Origin of the sequence: Streptococcus sp. 21.1 (genome assembly GCF_016648635.1) — a bacterium.
GTDB lineage: Bacteria > Bacillota > Bacilli > Lactobacillales > Streptococcaceae > Streptococcus.
This window is the reverse complement of sequence record NZ_JACLQL010000001.1, coordinates 36258-52706: the sequence shown is the minus strand read 5'-3', so window position 1 is coordinate 52706 and position 16449 is coordinate 36258. Positions and strand designations below refer to the sequence as shown.

Sequence of the window (16449 nt, the reverse complement as noted above, 5' to 3'; positions counted from 1 at the left end):
AGGTGCTAATGCCTTTTAAAAAAACAAAACATCTTGTTTTTTCCCGCTACCTAAGCCTGCTTTGTTTGCTTCTATTTTTAGTAGTAACGTCAGTTTTTATAGCAGTTTCTTTAGGAGCGGTCACTATAGATATAGGTGATACCTATGGTGTCATCTTCAGTAAATTGGGGCTTCCAATTGCCAGTCAAAGCATAGCCAAACCACTTGAAGCTATTATCTGGAATATGCGAGTTCCTAGGGTTCTCCTGGGGTTAATAGTTGGTGCAGGCCTTTCCATGTCTGGGAGTGTCATGCAGTCAACTGTCAATAATCCGATTGCCGAACCCTACATTTTAGGCATCTCGGCAGGAGCAACTTTTGGAGCAACCTTGGCCATCATTTTAGGCCTTAAAGCTGTGGTAGGCTTGGGTGCCTTTGTGGGGGCTATCCTAGCGACGGTTCTTGTTTTAATCATTGCCTCTATGCAAGGGAGAGTGACCACCTCTGGTTTGATTTTATCTGGAACGGTTGTTAATGCCCTCTTTATTGCCTTTGCCAATTTTATAATCTCTATTGGAGCGACAGCGGACAGTGTTATGACCATTAAGTTTTGGACCATGGGTTCATTGACAGGAACATCTTGGTCAGATTTGATGCTTCCAGCAGTAGTGGTTGGTTTGGCCTTTCTCTTTTTCTCAACTCAGTATCGTGTCTTCAATGCCATGATGATGGGAGATGAAGCAGCTTTGACTTTAGGGATTCCACTTAAACTCTATTGGTATCTTTATATTGCCATCGTTGCAGTCATAACAGCCGTCATGGTTGCTAGTTGTGGTATTATTGGCTTTGTCGGCTTGATTACCCCTCATATCGCTAGAAGTATAGTCGGGACTAATTATCGTAAGCTTTTTCCAGTAGCAACTCTCCTAGGTTCCTTATTTGTGGTTTGGGCAGATGTCTTGGCTAGAATCCTCGTTAAAAATGCGGAGTTACCTATCGGTATCTTTACAGCCTTGGTTGGCGCACCTTTCTTTATTTATATTGTGACTAAAAATCGTAGGAAGGTGGTTTAGACTTATGGATGTAAAGTGTAAGGATATTCATTATTCGATTGGAGAGAAAAAAATCCTAAACGGTGTCTCTCTAGAGGTTGAAGGTGGGCAATTCCAGACCATACTAGGACCAAATGGGAGTGGGAAATCAACCTTGCTAAAAACCATTTATCGCCAGTTGAAACCAGATAGCGGTCAGATTTTACTTGATGGAAAAAGCCTAGATCAGGTAAGCCTAAAGGAAACTGCAAAAGAAATGGCTGTTGTGACACAGTTTAACACCCTTCAATTTGATTGCACGGTGGAAGAAATTGTCATGCTTGGCCGAACGCCCCATCTTTCCTTTCTACAAAAAGAATCGGAGCGGGACCACTTGCTCGTCCAGGATGCCCTAGACAAGGTTGGCATGTCTGAAAAGAAGACACGCTATTATTCGTCCTTATCAGGTGGAGAAAAACAAAGAGTTATCCTAGCGCGTGCTTTGGCTCAGGAACCCAAACTCCTTTTATTGGATGAGCCTACCAATCATTTGGACATTAAGTATCAGTTGGAGATGTTGACTTTGGTCAAGGCATTGGGTATTAATGTCCTTGCAGTTCTTCATGATATTCAATTGGCCTGTCGCTTTTCAGATTATATATACCTATTGAAAGGAGGTGAGATTGTTGCCCAAGGCGTCCCAAGGGATGCCGTCACCCCCCAATCCTTGCAGGCGGTTTATGATGTTCACAGTCGTATTACATGGACGGATGACCAGCAGGCAATGATTCAGTATTTATAAGCCTAGGAAAGGAAGGCCTTATGAACAAGAAAACGTTTCGTATCGCATTAATCGCTGCAGCTGTCCTTACATTGACAGCATGCAGTTCTACATATAAAAACAGCACATCATCGTCATCAACAGCAAAAGAAACGGTAAAAAAGACCAACTCAGAAACCCAGTATCCTTTGACCGTCAAAACTTATGACGATAAAGGAACTGAGTTAGATCAAGTCTTCAAAAAGGCACCAGAAAAGGTTATTACAAATAACCTTTCATCAACTGAAATCTTGATTGAGCTTGGTTTAAAAGACAAGATTGTCGGTATGCTTAACCCTGACAATGAAGTAACCGATAAATATAAGGAAGACATTGCCTCAATCCCGCATATCGGTGATAAGAAGACCATCTCTCAAGAAGCCATCTTGGCTTACGGACCTGATGCCCTTATTGGTCGTAACATGATGTTCTCAGACAAATCAATGGGAACCATCAGCACGTGGAACAGCAACGACATTCCCGTCTATACGCAAAAAGCTTCTGTTTCAACAACCAAACAAGATTTGAATAATATTATCGAAGATGTTAAAAATATTGGTGACATTTTCAACGTTCAAGACAAGGCAGACAAGTATGCAGGACAACTCCAAAAGCGTATCGACGCCGTTAAAAAGAAAAACAAGTCTTCTGACAAAGACTTGAAGAAGGCTCTGATCATGTGTGCCTACAACGATGAGACCTTTGGAACTTACAAATCTGCCCTTCAAGAAAGTATGCTTAATCAGCTTGGCTATACCAATGTTGCGACAGGAACATCAGATTTGACTCTGGAAAATCTCGTGTCTATGGAACCAGAATTGATTATCTATGTAACTAGTGACCGTAATAAGGCCATGGACAAGGATGCTACAGACAAGATGGAAAAGAACGCTGTTCTTGAAAATGTACCAGCCGTTAAAAACAAGAAAATCATGACTATTTCTTATGATGAGCTTATGGATTACGGTCCATCTGTGATTGATTCTCTTGAGAAGGTTAATGACTTTGTTAATAAATAAAGACTTTGTCTGCCATGGCATTCGAGTGACGATTGCCCTTCCTGAGTCTTATGATGCTACTAAGACTTATCCAGCTGTTTTTCTGAACGATGGACAACTGGATTATCTGGGAAAACTAGCGAATTCTGTTATCCTGATAGGCCTTGAGCCCAAGAATCGCTTGGATGATTTTACACCTTGGTATGCTCAGGCTTTGAGACCTGGAAGTCCTGATTTTGGTGGCAAGCTAGACAGCTATCATGACCAACTATTTGGCCATATTTTAAATAGCATCCAAGAGGAGTTTCGATTGGATGACAGTCGTATGGCTTACGGAGGCTACTCGCTAGGTGGACTGGCTGCTATCCACAGTCTTTATAGCAGTGATAAGATGCCTTTTATCTTTTCCATTTGTGGATCCTTTTGGTATCCAGATTTTGTAGATTACTGCCAATCCCATCAGCTTCTTAATAAGTCTTGCTCGGTCTATTTACGTAACGGTTTGACCGAAGGGGCTAATCATAAGAATAGACTGGCCAAGGCTCCTAGCTTTGCCAAAGAAGTACATGAATGCATCAAAAAACAGTGCTTGTCCACTTATTCAGCACTTGACCCTTACGGTCATCATGACCATCTCCAAGAAAGATATGATGCTTTTTCGGACTGGTTGATTGAAGAGTGGAAACTCTGAAATGCTGCTATTGGTGATTGAGTAGGAAAGAGAGAAGAAAAGTAGTGAAGAAGATTCCGACGATGGAATCTCTTCACTACTTTTTGTTATGCTCGAAAACTACCATCACAGTTGATGCTTCTGAAAAGTTTTTAGACATGAATCAAAAAACACCTTAACTCCGTATATTAAAAGTAATTTACTTACTTTTGACTTATATCCTAACTTCAAAAAGGACAAGACTATTATTGTTGCTGATGCAGTAACTTATATAATTTAAAACTTTTTTGTTGGAGAAGTAGAAGGAAAAAAACTATACTTTGGTGCCTGAGAACACTTCGATATGGTTCCCTAGTATTTTTATATCTACTGGAAGATTATCCGATTTGTCTCCATCAACATCTGACTCTAACTCAACCTCTGAAGAAATCCTAATATTACGCGCTTTGATATATTCGATATTATCGTTACCTACTAGATCCCCTTTTAACAAATCTGGGATAGTCGATAATTTAGAAATGATGGATGCATCTTTTAAAATCAAGATATTTCCATATCCATCTGTATTTTCATCAAATAGTTTTTTGTCTGCATAGTAATTAGATAGAAGAACTAAGACCTGACTAGCTTCACCTTCATAATTGCCATTTTCGCTTTCAATACGAACATTAAATACATCGTCTTCCACAACGGACCTCATCGTATTGATTGCATATGCAAAGATACCGTACTTTGTTTTATCTTCAATATCAACGTTATGAATAGCTTCTGGTAAAGATCCAACACTAAAAATATAGCCAAAATAATTTTGATTAGCTTTTCCAACATCAATGGTTTTAGTAAAATTGAAATCAAGTTCTTCAATCGCTTGATCAATATTTTGGTTGATTTCTAATAGCTTAGTGATTAAATTACCAGTTCCACCAGGAATAATCCCAAGTTTTGGAATGTGATTTTTTTCAGCAATCCCTGAAATAACCTCATTTACAGTACCGTCTCCACCAAAAACAATTACTGCATCATATTTTTCTTTAGAGGCTTTTTCAGCAAATTGAGTTGCATCTTTGGCTTTTTGCGTAATCTTAGTTTCAACATAATCAAAATACTCTTTAGCCTTATTCTCCAAGCTCTCTTTATAATCTAATGCTGTTTCTCCTCCAGAAGTTGGATTAATAATTATCATTACTTTTTTCATTGATATTTCTCCTATGGACCACTAGTGACAATACTTTTCAACGGTTTCTTATGCTTATCAAATTAATATCTCACATTACTTGTTGTTATTTGGGGATTCTTTTTACTTATCCTTTTCTATTTGTTGAAGATCATCATCGTTTTTATATTGAATGATGTAGTCGACTAATTCTTTTTCAGTTAATCTATCATTTGTTAATTGTGAAACCTGAATCGAGATATTTTTCAAACCATATTCATTTTGTTTGTTAATGATACCTTGTAACTCAGCTTCTGAAAGATATTTACCTGAAATGGTTAGCTTTAGTGTATTATTTTCTTTACTATATTTCTTTTTCAAAATAGTATGGTTTTCAAATTGATCAGATAGATAATTATTGATAGACTCATTGATTAGCGTATCTCTAACTAAGGTAGTTGCAGAAGCTAAACTTGGAATAATAAGAACAAGCGAGACTAGAATTAATATTTTTCGCATTTTAGAGGCTTCACGATTATGTTTAACATAAGGATTTTTAACCATCATCACATTAGTGCCAATATATGTAGCAATCATAATAAAACTGCAGTTAATCGAGAACAAATATGACGCCCCTATCATATACTCAAGATTTCCTGTGGCAATAGAATACCCCACGGTACAAACGGGTGGCATAAGAGCAGTTGCAATGGCGACACCAGGAACAATGTTATTAGCTTCTTTCTTTCGTGCGCCAATAATGCCGGCTAATCCACCGACGAATGCTATTACAACGTCCCAAATTGTGGGCGAAGTTCTAGCAATAATTTCCGTACTTGCGTAAGAAATGGGCGAAAGTAAAAAATAAAGTGTAGAGGCTAAAAGGCTTACTGCAACTTGAATAAAAAGAACTTTAAACGATTTTTTGAGAAGTTTTGTATCTAATATTGCTAACGCAAAACCTACTCCAAGGATAGGTGTCATCAATGGAGAAATCAACATTGCCCCTATGATTGTTGGAATAGAATTCATATTCAAACCAATAGATGCAATCAATATCGCACACAATAAAGTGGTTAAGTCACTTTTTGATAAATCTAAATCCTCATAGATTTTGTCCCTAAATTCTATTAGAGAATAAAGTTTACCATCCTTCAAAACTTTTTCCATAACAGTACTTCCTTTTTGTTACTATAGTCAACTTTTTAAGCTCACTCTTTGACGACGTATCTAAATCATCGGCCATTATTATTGTAACTTCTTTACCTGGGTGTGTTTTATATTCTACTTTCAATTTGTAATCAATTCACTACTCCATATTAATTTTAAACTCCTACTGAAAGTGATGGAGTGTTTGGTGTATTATTTATACTATTTTGTTAGATACTTACTATTTAAAGAAAAATGTGTAAGGGTTTACATGTCTCAATTATACATTTTATTTTTACTTTCGTCACTCGAACGTCTTAGGGCTATTTTATTTTGTGACTAAAATGCTAATCAATCATATGAATGTACCAGTTTAATCAAACTTTTTATTCATAAATCAATCCATTTAGAGGAAGGCCTAATAATAGTAGAAGTATTTGTAGATTTTTAATAAAAAAATGAGATAAGTGAAATTGTAAAACTATGCAAGCGATTGCAAAGGTCGATGATGGTTTTTATGTCTATTTTTGTGTAAGCGCAAACATTTTCATTGACTTATCAATTTGATTAACTTATACTGTTATTAACAGGTATATACTAACATTAATCTTATGATTGTTAAGATTAATATAAAAAATGTTTTAGCTAAAATGTAACTCTTTAGATGGTTTGATTTTCCAAACAATCTAACTTTCCTCTATTTAGAAAGGGGGAGACATTATGCTTTGGGCTATTATTGTCGGAGGCTTTATAGGTTTTATTGCTGGTGGAATCACTAAAAAGGGAGGTTCCATGGGAATAATTGCCAATATCTTTGCAGGTTTAATTGGTTCATCTGTTGGACAGTCACTCTTCGGTTCTTGGGGGCCTAGACTAGCTGGAATGGCCTTAGTTCCATCAATTTTAGGGGCAGTTATTGTTGTTGCAGTAGTATCATTTTTCTTAGGAAAAAAAGAATAATTTTCAATATTTCGACAGGAAGACTCCAATCAACTCAAACTTAGTGCCGATAAATTAAAAAAGTGGTAAACATGGACTAGCTAATGGTTTATCAGCAAATAAAGATAACATTAGTGAGGGTGTTCAAGCTGTTTATGACTCGACTTCAACACAAAAGCTATAATTTAACTTATCTTGTTATACTTAAAAATTTGAATGTATTGTTTAAGAGCGTTCATATTTAAAAATCTTTATGTCCAAAGGAGGATAAAATTATGTCAGTAGAAGAAAAACTTAACCAAGCTAAAGGCGCTATTAAAGAAGGTTTCGGAAAAGTAACTGGTGATAAAAAAACAGAAAAAGAGGGTGCTGCTGAAAAAGCAGTCTCAAAAGTGAAAGAAGTTGCCGAAGATGCCAAAGATGCTGTTGAAGGAGCTATCGAAGGTGTGAAAAATATGATTAAAAAGGACGATAAATAATTAAATAGTCAATTGATTTTTCACATAAAAGCTACAAAAGCTACTCTACAAAAAAATAGAGTTGTCATATTCTACTCCTAATTACTCACTTATAAGATTACTTTCAAAATAACTACAAATCGATATTCTTATAATATTATTCAGTTGAAAAATCAACTTTCTTTAGATTAATTCAAATTCCTTTTTAACTCCATATACATATTCTTTCTAATAGTAAAAGCACTCTAATTTCTATAGTTTTATCCAAGCTATAGAGGCTAGAGTGTTTTTTATAACATTTTGAAGAATTATTTAATGATTGGGGGAGATTTGTATTTTTCTAGTTTTTATACAAATCAGCAAAGTATAAGTGCTAACATCATCCCGATTAGAGAATGGCAAACGTTTGCATTTCTTGTGAATGTTTTCACCACCAAAACATCACATTTTCAGTGAATTACTTGATTTTCATAAGTATTAGTTTTATAATTGAAGCGTAGAAAGCGCTTTCAAATATCTCCGAGTTTTTGTCCTACTTGAAGTGGTTCGGCTAACAGCCGACTTCCATTCTAGAAAGGAGTATTGTTTTGAGTCAATGTGATATTCTCATTATAGGGGCAGGTCCTGGTGGTTATGTTGCTGCTGAAGAAGCTGCCCGTTTAGGTAAAAAGGTAACTGTCATTGAGAAAAACTCCATAGGTGGCACCTGTTTGAACGTTGGATGTATCCCATCTAAAGCCTATCTTGAACATGCCCATTGGCTATTAGCTGCTAAAGAAGCCTCTCAGTATGGAGTGACCGTTTTAAATGATAATCTTGATTTTCAAAAACTTGTTGCTCGCAAAGATCAAGTCGTAGCAACACTACAGTCTGGTATTCAATCAAGTTTTAAACAATTAGGTATCACCTATATTGAAGGTGAGGCAGCTTATATTTCTGATAAAACCTTCCAAGTTAATGGTGAAAGAGTCTCAGGTAAGTCTGTTATTTTGGCGACGGGGAGTCATCCATTTATTCCTCCTATTCCTGGTATTAACGATGTTAACTATTTGACAACAGATAGCTTTTTCAACTTAAAGGAACTTCCTCAATGTTTGGTTATCATTGGTGGAGGTATTATTTCCGTTGAGTTAGCTTTTGCCATGGCTCCACTTGGTGTGGATGTGACAGTGATAGAGGTTGCACCAACAATTTTAGCAACTGAAGATGACGAAGCACGTTCCATTATTAGAGAAAAGATGGAACAACTTGGAATTACTATTCTGGAGGGAGTTAGCATAGATAGGGTTCAAGAAAATGCTGTAATTTTAGCAGATGGGAAGTCCTACTCTTATGATAACTTACTTGTAGCAACAGGGCGTAAGCCAAATATTGAGTTAGCCCAAATGATGGGCTTGGAGCTGACCGAAAAAGGCTTTATTAAGGTAGATAGTTATTACGAGTCATCTCAATCAGGTGTTTATGCGATTGGGGATTTGATTCCTGGATATATGTTAGCTCATGTTGCTAGTAGCGAGGGAATCAAAGCTGTTCGAGCCATTTGTCGTCAGGCTGAGGAACCGGTTGATAATTCAAGTGTTCCACGGTCGCTCTTTACAACGCCGGAGATTGCTTCCTTTGGCTTGTCAGAAGAGGAGGCGGTACAACAAGGATATGATATATCAGTTGGTCAACTTCCTTATGTTTATAATGGTCGAGCCATTGCGTCTAATTCAGCAAAGGGTTTTGTTAAAATTGTCTCCGAAAAACGCTATCACCTACTATTAGGTGCCGTTATCGTTGGTCCACATGCAACTGATATTCTACAATCCTTGATTGTCTTGAAAGATGCTGAAGGAACACTTGATCAGCTTGATAAGACAATTTTTGCACATCCAACAATTTCTGAGTTGGTTCAGGAGGTTGCAAGACTGATTTTAAGGTCCTAATGTCGATGGATAGGTTTAGCACAGCCATTCTCATTTTTCAAATCTATATATCTGTCAATAATATTTGTTTTTTATAAAGCTCTCTATAGAAGGAGGAAACAATATGACACATTATCAAGAATTGCCACAAGCCCTAATGAAAGAAAAACATCAGGGACAAACCTTAACCAAGGAAGAAGTTAAGGTTCAAACTGCCCATGATCTTGGTGTGGAAAATGTTTCAAAAGAAGAGGCTAAATCCATGTATAAGACTATGTGGGATATTCGAAATTTTGAAGAAAATGCACGACATTTCTTTTCAATCGGTCAAATTCCAGGATTTGTTCACCTTTACTCAGGTGAGGAAGCTATTGCGACTGGGGTATGTGCTAACCTGACTGATAAAGACTACATTACTAGCACACATCGAGGACATGGACACTGTGTGGCTAAAGGTGGAGACCTTAAAAAAATGATGGCTGAAATCTTTGGTAAGTCTACTGGGCTTGGTAAAGGTAAGGGTGGCTCTATGCATATCGCTGACTTGGATAAAGGAATCCTTGGTGCTAATGGTATGGTAGGCGGAGGCTTTGGTCTTGCGACTGGTGCTGCTATGCGCAACAAATATCTAAAGACTGATGATGTTGCTGTATGTTTCTTTGGTGACGGAGCTGCCAATGAAGGTAATTTTCATGAGTGCTTAAACATGGCCTCTATTTGGAATCTACCTGTGGTATTTGTAAATGAAAACAACCTTTTTGCAGAATCAACACCACAATGGTACTCATCAGGCTCTCCAACTATTGCTGAACGTGCACAAGCTTACAATATGCCTGGAGTTCGCGTTAATGGTAAGGACTTATTTGCTGTTTATCAAGTGGCTAAGGAGGCCATTGAACGTGCGCGTCGTGGAGATGGTCCAACGTTAATTGAAGCTATTACTTATCGTAACCATGGCCATTTCGAAGGAGATGAGCAAAAATACAAAGCACCAGATGGAATCGAAAAAGAATGGGCAGATGTGGATGCCTTGGAAGTATTTCGTGACCTGGTAACTGAAAAGGGTATCCTTAGCCAAGATGAATTGGATGAGATTGTTGCCCAATCACAAAAAGATGTTGAAGATGCAATCCACTTTGCTCAAGAGAGCCCAATTCCAAAAGAAGAAGCTCTCTACGAAGACGTATTTGCAGACTGATTGAGGAGGATTCATAATGACTAGAGAAACATTATTTATGAAAGCCATCAATGAAGGGCTCGATCAAGCCATGGAAAGAGACGAGCGAGTTGTTCTCCTAGGAGAGGATATCGCAGGTGGTGTTAATGTTGAACACTTAGAAAATAATAATGAGGATGCCTGGGGCGGTGTCATGGGTATCACACGAGGATTGATGCCGAAATATGGCAGGGAACGAGTTATTGATACTCCGATTTCTGAGCACGGCTATTTATCAGCTTCGGTTGGAATGGCGCTTACGGGACTAAGGCCTGTACCAGAGTTGATGTTTAATGATTTTATTGGATTCTGTTTTGATGCCCTATTAGGACAGGCATCTAAGATGCGTTACATGTTTGGCGGTAAAGCTAAAGTTCCCATGGTTGTTCGTACTATGCACGGGGCAGGAGCTTCAGCTGCGGCGCAACACTCTGGATCCTATTACGGTTTATTTGGATCGATTCCTGGTATTAAGGTGGTCGTTCCTGCTACCCCTTATGATGCCAAAGGATTACTCCTAGCATCAATAGAGGATGATAATGTAGTTATCTTTTCTGAGGACAAGACTTTATATGGATTAAAAGGGGAAGTGCCAGAAGAATACTATACTGTACCAATTGGTAAGGCTGCCGTTCGTAGAGAAGGTAAGGATTTAACAATTGTGACAATTGGTAAGATGTTGTATGTAGCCTATGAGGTCGCCGACCGCTTGGCAAAAGACAACATTTCTGTAGAAGTGATTGATCTTCGTACAGTTGCTCCATGGGATGAAGAAACAGTGTTAAATTCCGTGAAGAAAACTGGTCGTTTAATTATTGTGGATGAGGCAAATCCACATAACAATACTGCAACTGATATTGCATCTGTAGTTTCAGATAAAGCTTTTGATTATCTTGATGGACCAGTGAAATGTGTTTGTGCACCAAATACTCCTGTTCCATTTGCGACAAACTTAGAACAAGCCTATATTCCTGATGCGGATAAGGTTTTGAAAGTAGCTGATGAATTGATTCAGGACTTGAAAGGATAGGAGGGCGCTTATGGCAACAGAAATTTTAATGCCCAAGCTCGGCCTAACCATGACTGAAGGACTCATTCAAAAGTGGTTGGTCCAAGTTGGTGATACAGTAACAAGTGGTCAGCCTTTATTAGAAATTAGTTCTGAAAAATTGACTAGTGAAGTCGAATCCCCTGCTTCTGGGGTTGTTCTAGACATTGTGCATGGTGAAGGTGTTACAGTTAAATGTAAGGAAGTCGTTGGATGGGTTGGTCAGGAAGGAGAGGATGTAGGAACCCAAGAGGCTCCTGCACAAGAGGAAACTCCAACTGAAGTCGCTAAAGATTCAACACCGTCTAGTCCTAAATCTACTACAGCACCTATAGCTCGTACTAGTGGTGAACGCATTTTCATTACACCGGTGGCTCGTAAGATGGCTGTTGAGAAAGGCTATGATATCTCCCTTATTAAAGGGACAGGTGGAAATGGTCGTATTACAAGACGTGATGTAGAAGCTTACCAACCAAGTCTTGTTGTTGATAAGGTTGTAGAACCTCTACCACAAGCTATGACCTCAGTCCAATACGGTGAGGGACTCGAAGGCATGCGTAAGATTATTGCCGAACGTATGATGAGCAGTCTTCATTCTTCTGCTCAATTGACACTCCATCGTAAGGCTGATTTAACTGAGCTTTTGAAATTCCGTAAAGAACTTAAGGCCAAGGTCCATACTCCACTTGAAAATGGTGAACTAGGTATTACAACTCTATTAACTAAAGCAGTAACCAAAGCTTTGAGAGATTTTCCATCTTTGAATGCTTGGTATGGCGGGGGCGTTCATCAGATTCAAGAACGCATTCATATTGGTATGGCAACAGCTTTGGATGATGGTTTGGTTGTCCCTGTGATTCGAGACGCAGACCGTATGACTTTAGCAGATCTTGGTCAAAGCATTAAGACTCTGGCTAATCAAGCTCGAAAAGGTACACTTCCATCTGACCTATATAGTGGTTCTACTTTCTCAATTACGAACCTTGGTGGGCCAGGTGTAGAATACTTCACACCAATTCTAAATTTCCCAGAGGTGGCAATTCTTGGAGTAGGAGCAATCCAACAAGCTTTAGCATTTAATGAGGAGGGAGAAGTTGTTCAAAAAGACTATCTTCCATTGAGTCTGAGCTTTGACCATCAAGTCATCGATGGTCTCCCAGCCGCTGAATTTTTAGCACAAGTTATATCTTATCTTGAAGATCCTTATCTCCTTATCTTCTAGTGGATTTAAATTTTGCAAGGTTAAGATTATCAATTAATAGACATATTATAGGTTAAAATATAAAGTTTTTTGCTAACCTTGTCTAGCTCAATAGCTAGCGTAAAGCTTACACAAAGAGAAGACTAACTTGGTCTTCTCTTTTCGTGTTGCTAAGGGGGAGAGCTTTTCTTAAGTCAAGTGGGAATTTGTCTATCAATTTCCTAATGTCTTTTAATAACAATATACAAAACCCATTTGTGATTTTGCCTTTCTTCAATCTTTGAAAAGCCAATACTTGTTAATAACTGACTCAATTCAGAACTTGTTCCATAATCTGTCATATGATACTTAATTTTTTCTTTTTCGGAAGCAATAATCAGAGTGGAAGGATTGGACATGACTCGATAGATTTCCTGAAAGCTTTGTTTTAAATCTTTCCAGAAAATATGGGTCTGAATGGCAAAGACAAGATCAAAATAATGATTTTGGTAGGGAAGGTTTTCGACATTTCCAACTATCAGCTGGACACTATCGTTTTCTATTGACTTTAAAAGCATCCGTTTAGCAGTTTGATAAGACTCCTTGGAAATATCAATGCCATGAATGTCAAGATTTTTATCTAAAGCAAGTAGGTTTTTGATAGTGCTACCACCGCCATAACCGACTTCTAAAATACGACTATTGTTAGGGATAGTGGTTTGTTTTATTGCCCAAAGGCTGAGTTCCTTAAAATAGGATGACCAGATGTTGGTAATCACTCGGCCAACAAGACCACTCGGATTTCTAGATTGCTTTATAAGATATTGAATGAGCATGTTCCCTCCCATTTTTGAAAATAAAGTTTGAAATATAGATGGTTTAAATTCAAACTTTATTATAGAGAAAGCAAGTAAGAATAGCAAGGAAAAATGAAATATATACACATATATTTCAAACTTATGCTACAATTGGTAATAACAGAGGTATTCACATGAATCAATATCAAAAGACGACTGAGAAAAAGAAGCAAGCGGTTATTCAAGCAGCTTTGCGTTTGTTTAAAGACAAAGGTTTTAAGGAAACGAGTATAAAATCTATTGCAGAGGCAGCAGAAGTATCTCCTGTTTCTATCTACAATTGTTTCGGGAGCAAAGATAACTTGGTAACTCTCTGTGTTAATTACTTGTTTGAAGAAATAACCCAGCAAGCCGAGGATATTTTAAAAAGTAATCTAGCTTTTAATACAAAATTAGACCAGGCTTTAGACCTATGTCAGGAGAAAATGAGTCAGCAAATCTCGGACTATTTTCAAGATAAAATGGTGGAAGATTCTGTTTTCTCAACTCTCCTAACGAAAGCAATCACTGCAAAAAAAGGTGACATCTATCGTGCTTATATTCATCTCGGAAAAGCAGAGGGCCTTATTGCTGAAGACCTATCGACAGAGCTTATCTTAAATGTCATGGATGCTCTTAATGGTATGGGAAATCAATTAGCCCATAGTGACAATTTAGAGACAGAGGTTGAGCAGATTCATCAGATCTTTTTGTACGGTATTTTAGGAAAAAAGAAATCATGATTTTCCTAATTCTATTATTGTTCACAGCTAGCAACATCCCATCCCAATCAGTTGTATATTCTCATGCATGGGTCTAAAATTTACTATATAAAGATAAAGAGGAGCAAGTTATGGAATTAAAAGATTTCACAGAACAAGAACAAAAGCAAATCGAAAAAGGTTTGAGCACAGCTGAGATTTCTGATAAGGAAGCGGCTAAGAAGTTACTCGCTCTCGTACCACAAGAATGGATTAAACGCATTCCTTTCTTTGTCAGAGGGCATGCGACGACTAAGACAGTCGAGCGTGTAGCCAAGCAATATCCTGAACTTTATGCAGTGGCTAAGCGCCAAGGGAACCTTCCTGAAAAAGAGAGAGAAGAGTTACGTAAGATTATGACAGACATCTTTGAAGAAAAGATGAACAAACACAAGATTAAATAAGATTTTTAAAGACAATCTGTTTATTTCTACAATTACGAATCAACCTTCCATAAAAAAGAGATACTGTCAATTTTACCATCCCGTTACGGAGAAAAAATGAGAAAATTTATTTCAAAACAATCAGTCGCTATCTGGTATGCACTGTCTGCCCTCTTTGCTACATATATAGTAGGGCAAGTTATCCTATGGTGTTTCCCAGACAGGAGTAGTCTGGGTACCTCACTACTGTTTATCCTAATGAACTGTGTTCCCCTGATTATGGCGGCTGTCTTTTCTCTTGTGTTGAGTGAAGTCAAATCCTTGGGTGAATTCTTCAAGAAGGTCTTTCTTCAAAAAGAAAGTCCCCTGTCCTGGATTCTAGCTCTCTTCATTCCAGTCATCTACTATGGAATCTCATTCTTTCTCAGGAATGTTAGCTTTACTGGGAACACCCTCTTGGCCTTCTTACTATATTTTCCCTGGACCTTTTTATATGGGGGGCTGGAAGAAGTAGGTTGGCGTTGGTTTTTACAAGAACATCTTTACTTTAGTAAGCACTTTATAACTAAAATGATGGTTCTTTCCATTGTCTGGTTCCTCTGGCATATCCCTATCTATCAACTCCCTTGGATTACATCAGGTTCCTCCAACTATCTCATTTTTTACCTGATGATTTTAGGAAATACTTTTCTATTTGGAGCTCTCAAAGAGTATTCGAAAGGAGCTGCTCCTTGTATCCTTGCTCACATGCTGATTGATAGTCTAGCTGTCCTTATGCTGGTTCAGAGTTCACTCACTCAGATTATCCTTCTGGTTATTTTCGAAATCCTACTAGCCTCTTGGCTGGTGGCGGTACGAAAATCATAGAATTAGAGTTGAACCTCCCACTGAATTTCGGTGGGAGCTTTTCTTTCCTATCTCTTGATATAATGACACAGTTTCATTTTTAGGAGGTGACTCGTTTGGCCAAGGATACATTTCATCATCAAAAGGCTGAAAAAGAATGCCAAGAGTTGCGTAAAATCATGACAGGCATCTTTGAAGAAAAGATGAACAAACACGAGATTAAACAATGTTGTATCAAAAGAGGTATAAGTCTACAAACTTATACCTCTTTCTTATCTTTACTTCTTACTTGATTTGGATAGGGTGATGGCAACCATTGTCGCACACAGGAAAAAGGCTGCTAGTAAACCTTTTGTAGTCGTGGTCATAAAGGGTTTATCAAAGACATAATAGTTATAGACAGAAAATCCCAGTCCAATAAGAGTTACAATAATCGATATAACAAATAGCGTCACCCATAATCTTCTTTGAGTCATCGTCAACCTCCTGTTTGTATTCGTTTTCTTTCTGCCTATAGTATAACATAAAAAACCTTAGCTAAATTCCAGAGAGTGGTTTGGCTAAGGTTTTCATATTATTTCGTCAAGACAACCGTATCATTTGGATCGTGGTCATCATCTTCAATAGTCAGCTGATTACCGTCGAGTTTGTAGAATTTGGTATCATCACCAATCGTTAGACTTTGATTGTCAGGGTTAACTGTTACAGACTTGCTTTCCTTCTCGCCATCTGCTTCGTCCTCTTCCCAAGTTCCAGTATTTCCAGAGATGGTAAGAGTAATACGATCATTTTCATCAGTTCCTTTATAGGTGCCATCTAGCCCTTCAGTCTGTTTAGAAACTTCAGAACTTTGTGAAGATGAAACCTTACTTGAACTTTGTTGGGTGCTAGCAGAGCTTTCAGGTGTTTGAGCTTTCTGGTTTGAGCAGGCTGCTAAAAGACCAAGAACTGCCATAGAGGCAAGAGAAAGTGTGAGTTTTTTGGACAATGTCATAGGCTTTGTCTCCTTTCTTTGATACCTTAAGTATAGCAAACGCTTACAAACAAACCAAGCAAAAGCCCTTTTCTGAAAATA

Annotated in this window: 18 protein-coding genes; 13 read left to right on the top strand and 5 right to left on the bottom strand. The window is 37.9% G+C overall.

The window, feature by feature from the left end; genetic code table 11:
- The first annotated feature begins 8 nt into the window (after positions 1-8).
- Genes H7U01_RS00300 through H7U01_RS00285 form a run of 4 tightly spaced genes read left to right on the top strand, consistent with a single transcriptional unit; the run spans position 9 to position 3519 of the window.
- Positions 9-1052, top strand: a complete 1044-nt coding sequence (locus H7U01_RS00300) for a FecCD family ABC transporter permease (RefSeq protein ID WP_073950123.1) — start codon at positions 9-11, stop codon at positions 1050-1052.
- 4 nt (positions 1053-1056) lie between these two features.
- Positions 1057-1812, top strand: a complete 756-nt coding sequence (locus tag H7U01_RS00295; RefSeq protein WP_073950125.1) for an ABC transporter ATP-binding protein — start codon at positions 1057-1059, stop codon at positions 1810-1812.
- 20 nt (positions 1813-1832) lie between these two features.
- Complete coding sequence (locus H7U01_RS00290) at positions 1833-2849, top strand: ABC transporter substrate-binding protein (RefSeq protein ID WP_073950127.1); 1017 nt, start codon at positions 1833-1835, stop codon at positions 2847-2849.
- On the top strand, positions 2830-3519 hold the full coding sequence (locus H7U01_RS00285) for an alpha/beta hydrolase-fold protein (protein WP_190279335.1): 690 nt from the start codon (positions 2830-2832) through the stop codon (positions 3517-3519). Before H7U01_RS00290 ends, H7U01_RS00285 begins: the two co-directional genes overlap by 20 nt.
- Positions 3520-3811: 292 nt before the next feature.
- Here H7U01_RS00285 and H7U01_RS00280 read toward each other — a convergent pair whose 3' ends face one another.
- Together H7U01_RS00280 and H7U01_RS00275 are read right to left on the bottom strand one after the other, a co-directional pair.
- Positions 3812-4693, bottom strand: a complete 882-nt coding sequence (locus H7U01_RS00280) for a diacylglycerol/lipid kinase family protein (protein WP_201040836.1) — start codon at positions 4691-4693, stop codon at positions 3812-3814.
- 102 nt (positions 4694-4795) lie between these two features.
- Entirely contained in the window at positions 4796-5821 is a 1026-nt protein-coding gene (locus H7U01_RS00275; RefSeq protein ID WP_073690220.1) for a DUF389 domain-containing protein, read from the bottom strand.
- 699 nt (positions 5822-6520) lie between these two features.
- Here H7U01_RS00275 and H7U01_RS00270 point away from each other — a divergent pair.
- The 6 genes from H7U01_RS00270 (at position 6521) to H7U01_RS00245 (ending at position 12590) form a co-directional block, all read left to right on the top strand.
- Positions 6521-6760 (top strand): GlsB/YeaQ/YmgE family stress response membrane protein, encoded by a 240-nt coding sequence (locus H7U01_RS00270; RefSeq protein WP_002890536.1) that lies wholly within the window; start codon positions 6521-6523, stop codon positions 6758-6760.
- A 254-nt stretch (positions 6761-7014) separates the two neighbouring features.
- Positions 7015-7218: a CsbD family protein gene (locus H7U01_RS00265; RefSeq protein WP_004182825.1), complete on the top strand. Its 204-nt coding sequence runs from the start codon at positions 7015-7017 to the stop codon at positions 7216-7218.
- Between the two features lie 566 nt (positions 7219-7784).
- Positions 7785-9125, top strand: a complete 1341-nt coding sequence (gene lpdA, locus H7U01_RS00260) for a dihydrolipoyl dehydrogenase (RefSeq protein ID WP_061652226.1) — start codon at positions 7785-7787, stop codon at positions 9123-9125.
- 103 nt (positions 9126-9228) lie between these two features.
- Positions 9229-10302, top strand: a complete 1074-nt coding sequence (locus tag H7U01_RS00255; RefSeq protein ID WP_014634179.1) for a thiamine pyrophosphate-dependent dehydrogenase E1 component subunit alpha — start codon at positions 9229-9231, stop codon at positions 10300-10302.
- A 16-nt stretch (positions 10303-10318) separates the two neighbouring features.
- Positions 10319-11350: an alpha-ketoacid dehydrogenase subunit beta gene (locus H7U01_RS00250; protein ID WP_004182823.1), complete on the top strand. Its 1032-nt coding sequence runs from the start codon at positions 10319-10321 to the stop codon at positions 11348-11350.
- A gap of 10 nt (positions 11351-11360) precedes the next feature.
- A complete protein-coding gene (locus H7U01_RS00245) occupies positions 11361-12590 on the top strand; it encodes a dihydrolipoamide acetyltransferase family protein (protein WP_061652225.1) in 1230 nt (409 codons plus the stop codon).
- Positions 12591-12790: 200 nt separating this feature from the next.
- Here H7U01_RS00245 and H7U01_RS00240 read toward each other — a convergent pair whose 3' ends face one another.
- Positions 12791-13384 carry a class I SAM-dependent methyltransferase gene (locus H7U01_RS00240; RefSeq protein ID WP_073689493.1) on the bottom strand — a complete coding sequence of 198 codons (594 nt, stop codon included), beginning with the start codon at positions 13382-13384 and terminating at the stop codon, positions 12791-12793.
- 155 nt (positions 13385-13539) lie between these two features.
- Between H7U01_RS00240 and H7U01_RS00235 the strand changes: the two genes are divergently transcribed.
- The 3 genes from H7U01_RS00235 (at position 13540) to H7U01_RS00225 (ending at position 15395) form a co-directional block, all read left to right on the top strand.
- The gene (locus H7U01_RS00235; RefSeq protein WP_201040834.1) at positions 13540-14127 is read left to right on the top strand and encodes a TetR/AcrR family transcriptional regulator; all 588 of its coding nucleotides are present in this window, start codon (positions 13540-13542) and stop codon (positions 14125-14127) included.
- A 110-nt stretch (positions 14128-14237) separates the two neighbouring features.
- Complete coding sequence (locus tag H7U01_RS00230) at positions 14238-14549, top strand: hypothetical protein (protein ID WP_038675688.1); 312 nt, start codon at positions 14238-14240, stop codon at positions 14547-14549.
- Positions 14550-14645: 96 nt separating this feature from the next.
- Entirely contained in the window at positions 14646-15395 is a 750-nt protein-coding gene (locus H7U01_RS00225) for a CPBP family intramembrane glutamic endopeptidase (RefSeq protein WP_201040832.1), read from the top strand.
- 257 nt (positions 15396-15652) lie between these two features.
- On the opposite strand, the gene H7U01_RS00220 is transcribed toward H7U01_RS00225, so the two are convergent.
- Positions 15653-15850: a bacteriocin immunity protein gene (locus tag H7U01_RS00220; RefSeq protein ID WP_139723964.1), complete on the bottom strand. Its 198-nt coding sequence runs from the start codon at positions 15848-15850 to the stop codon at positions 15653-15655.
- A gap of 98 nt (positions 15851-15948) precedes the next feature.
- Positions 15949-16368 carry an SP_0198 family lipoprotein gene (locus tag H7U01_RS00215; RefSeq protein ID WP_139723962.1) on the bottom strand — a complete coding sequence of 140 codons (420 nt, stop codon included), beginning with the start codon at positions 16366-16368 and terminating at the stop codon, positions 15949-15951.
- Positions 16369-16449: the final 81 nt, after the last annotated feature.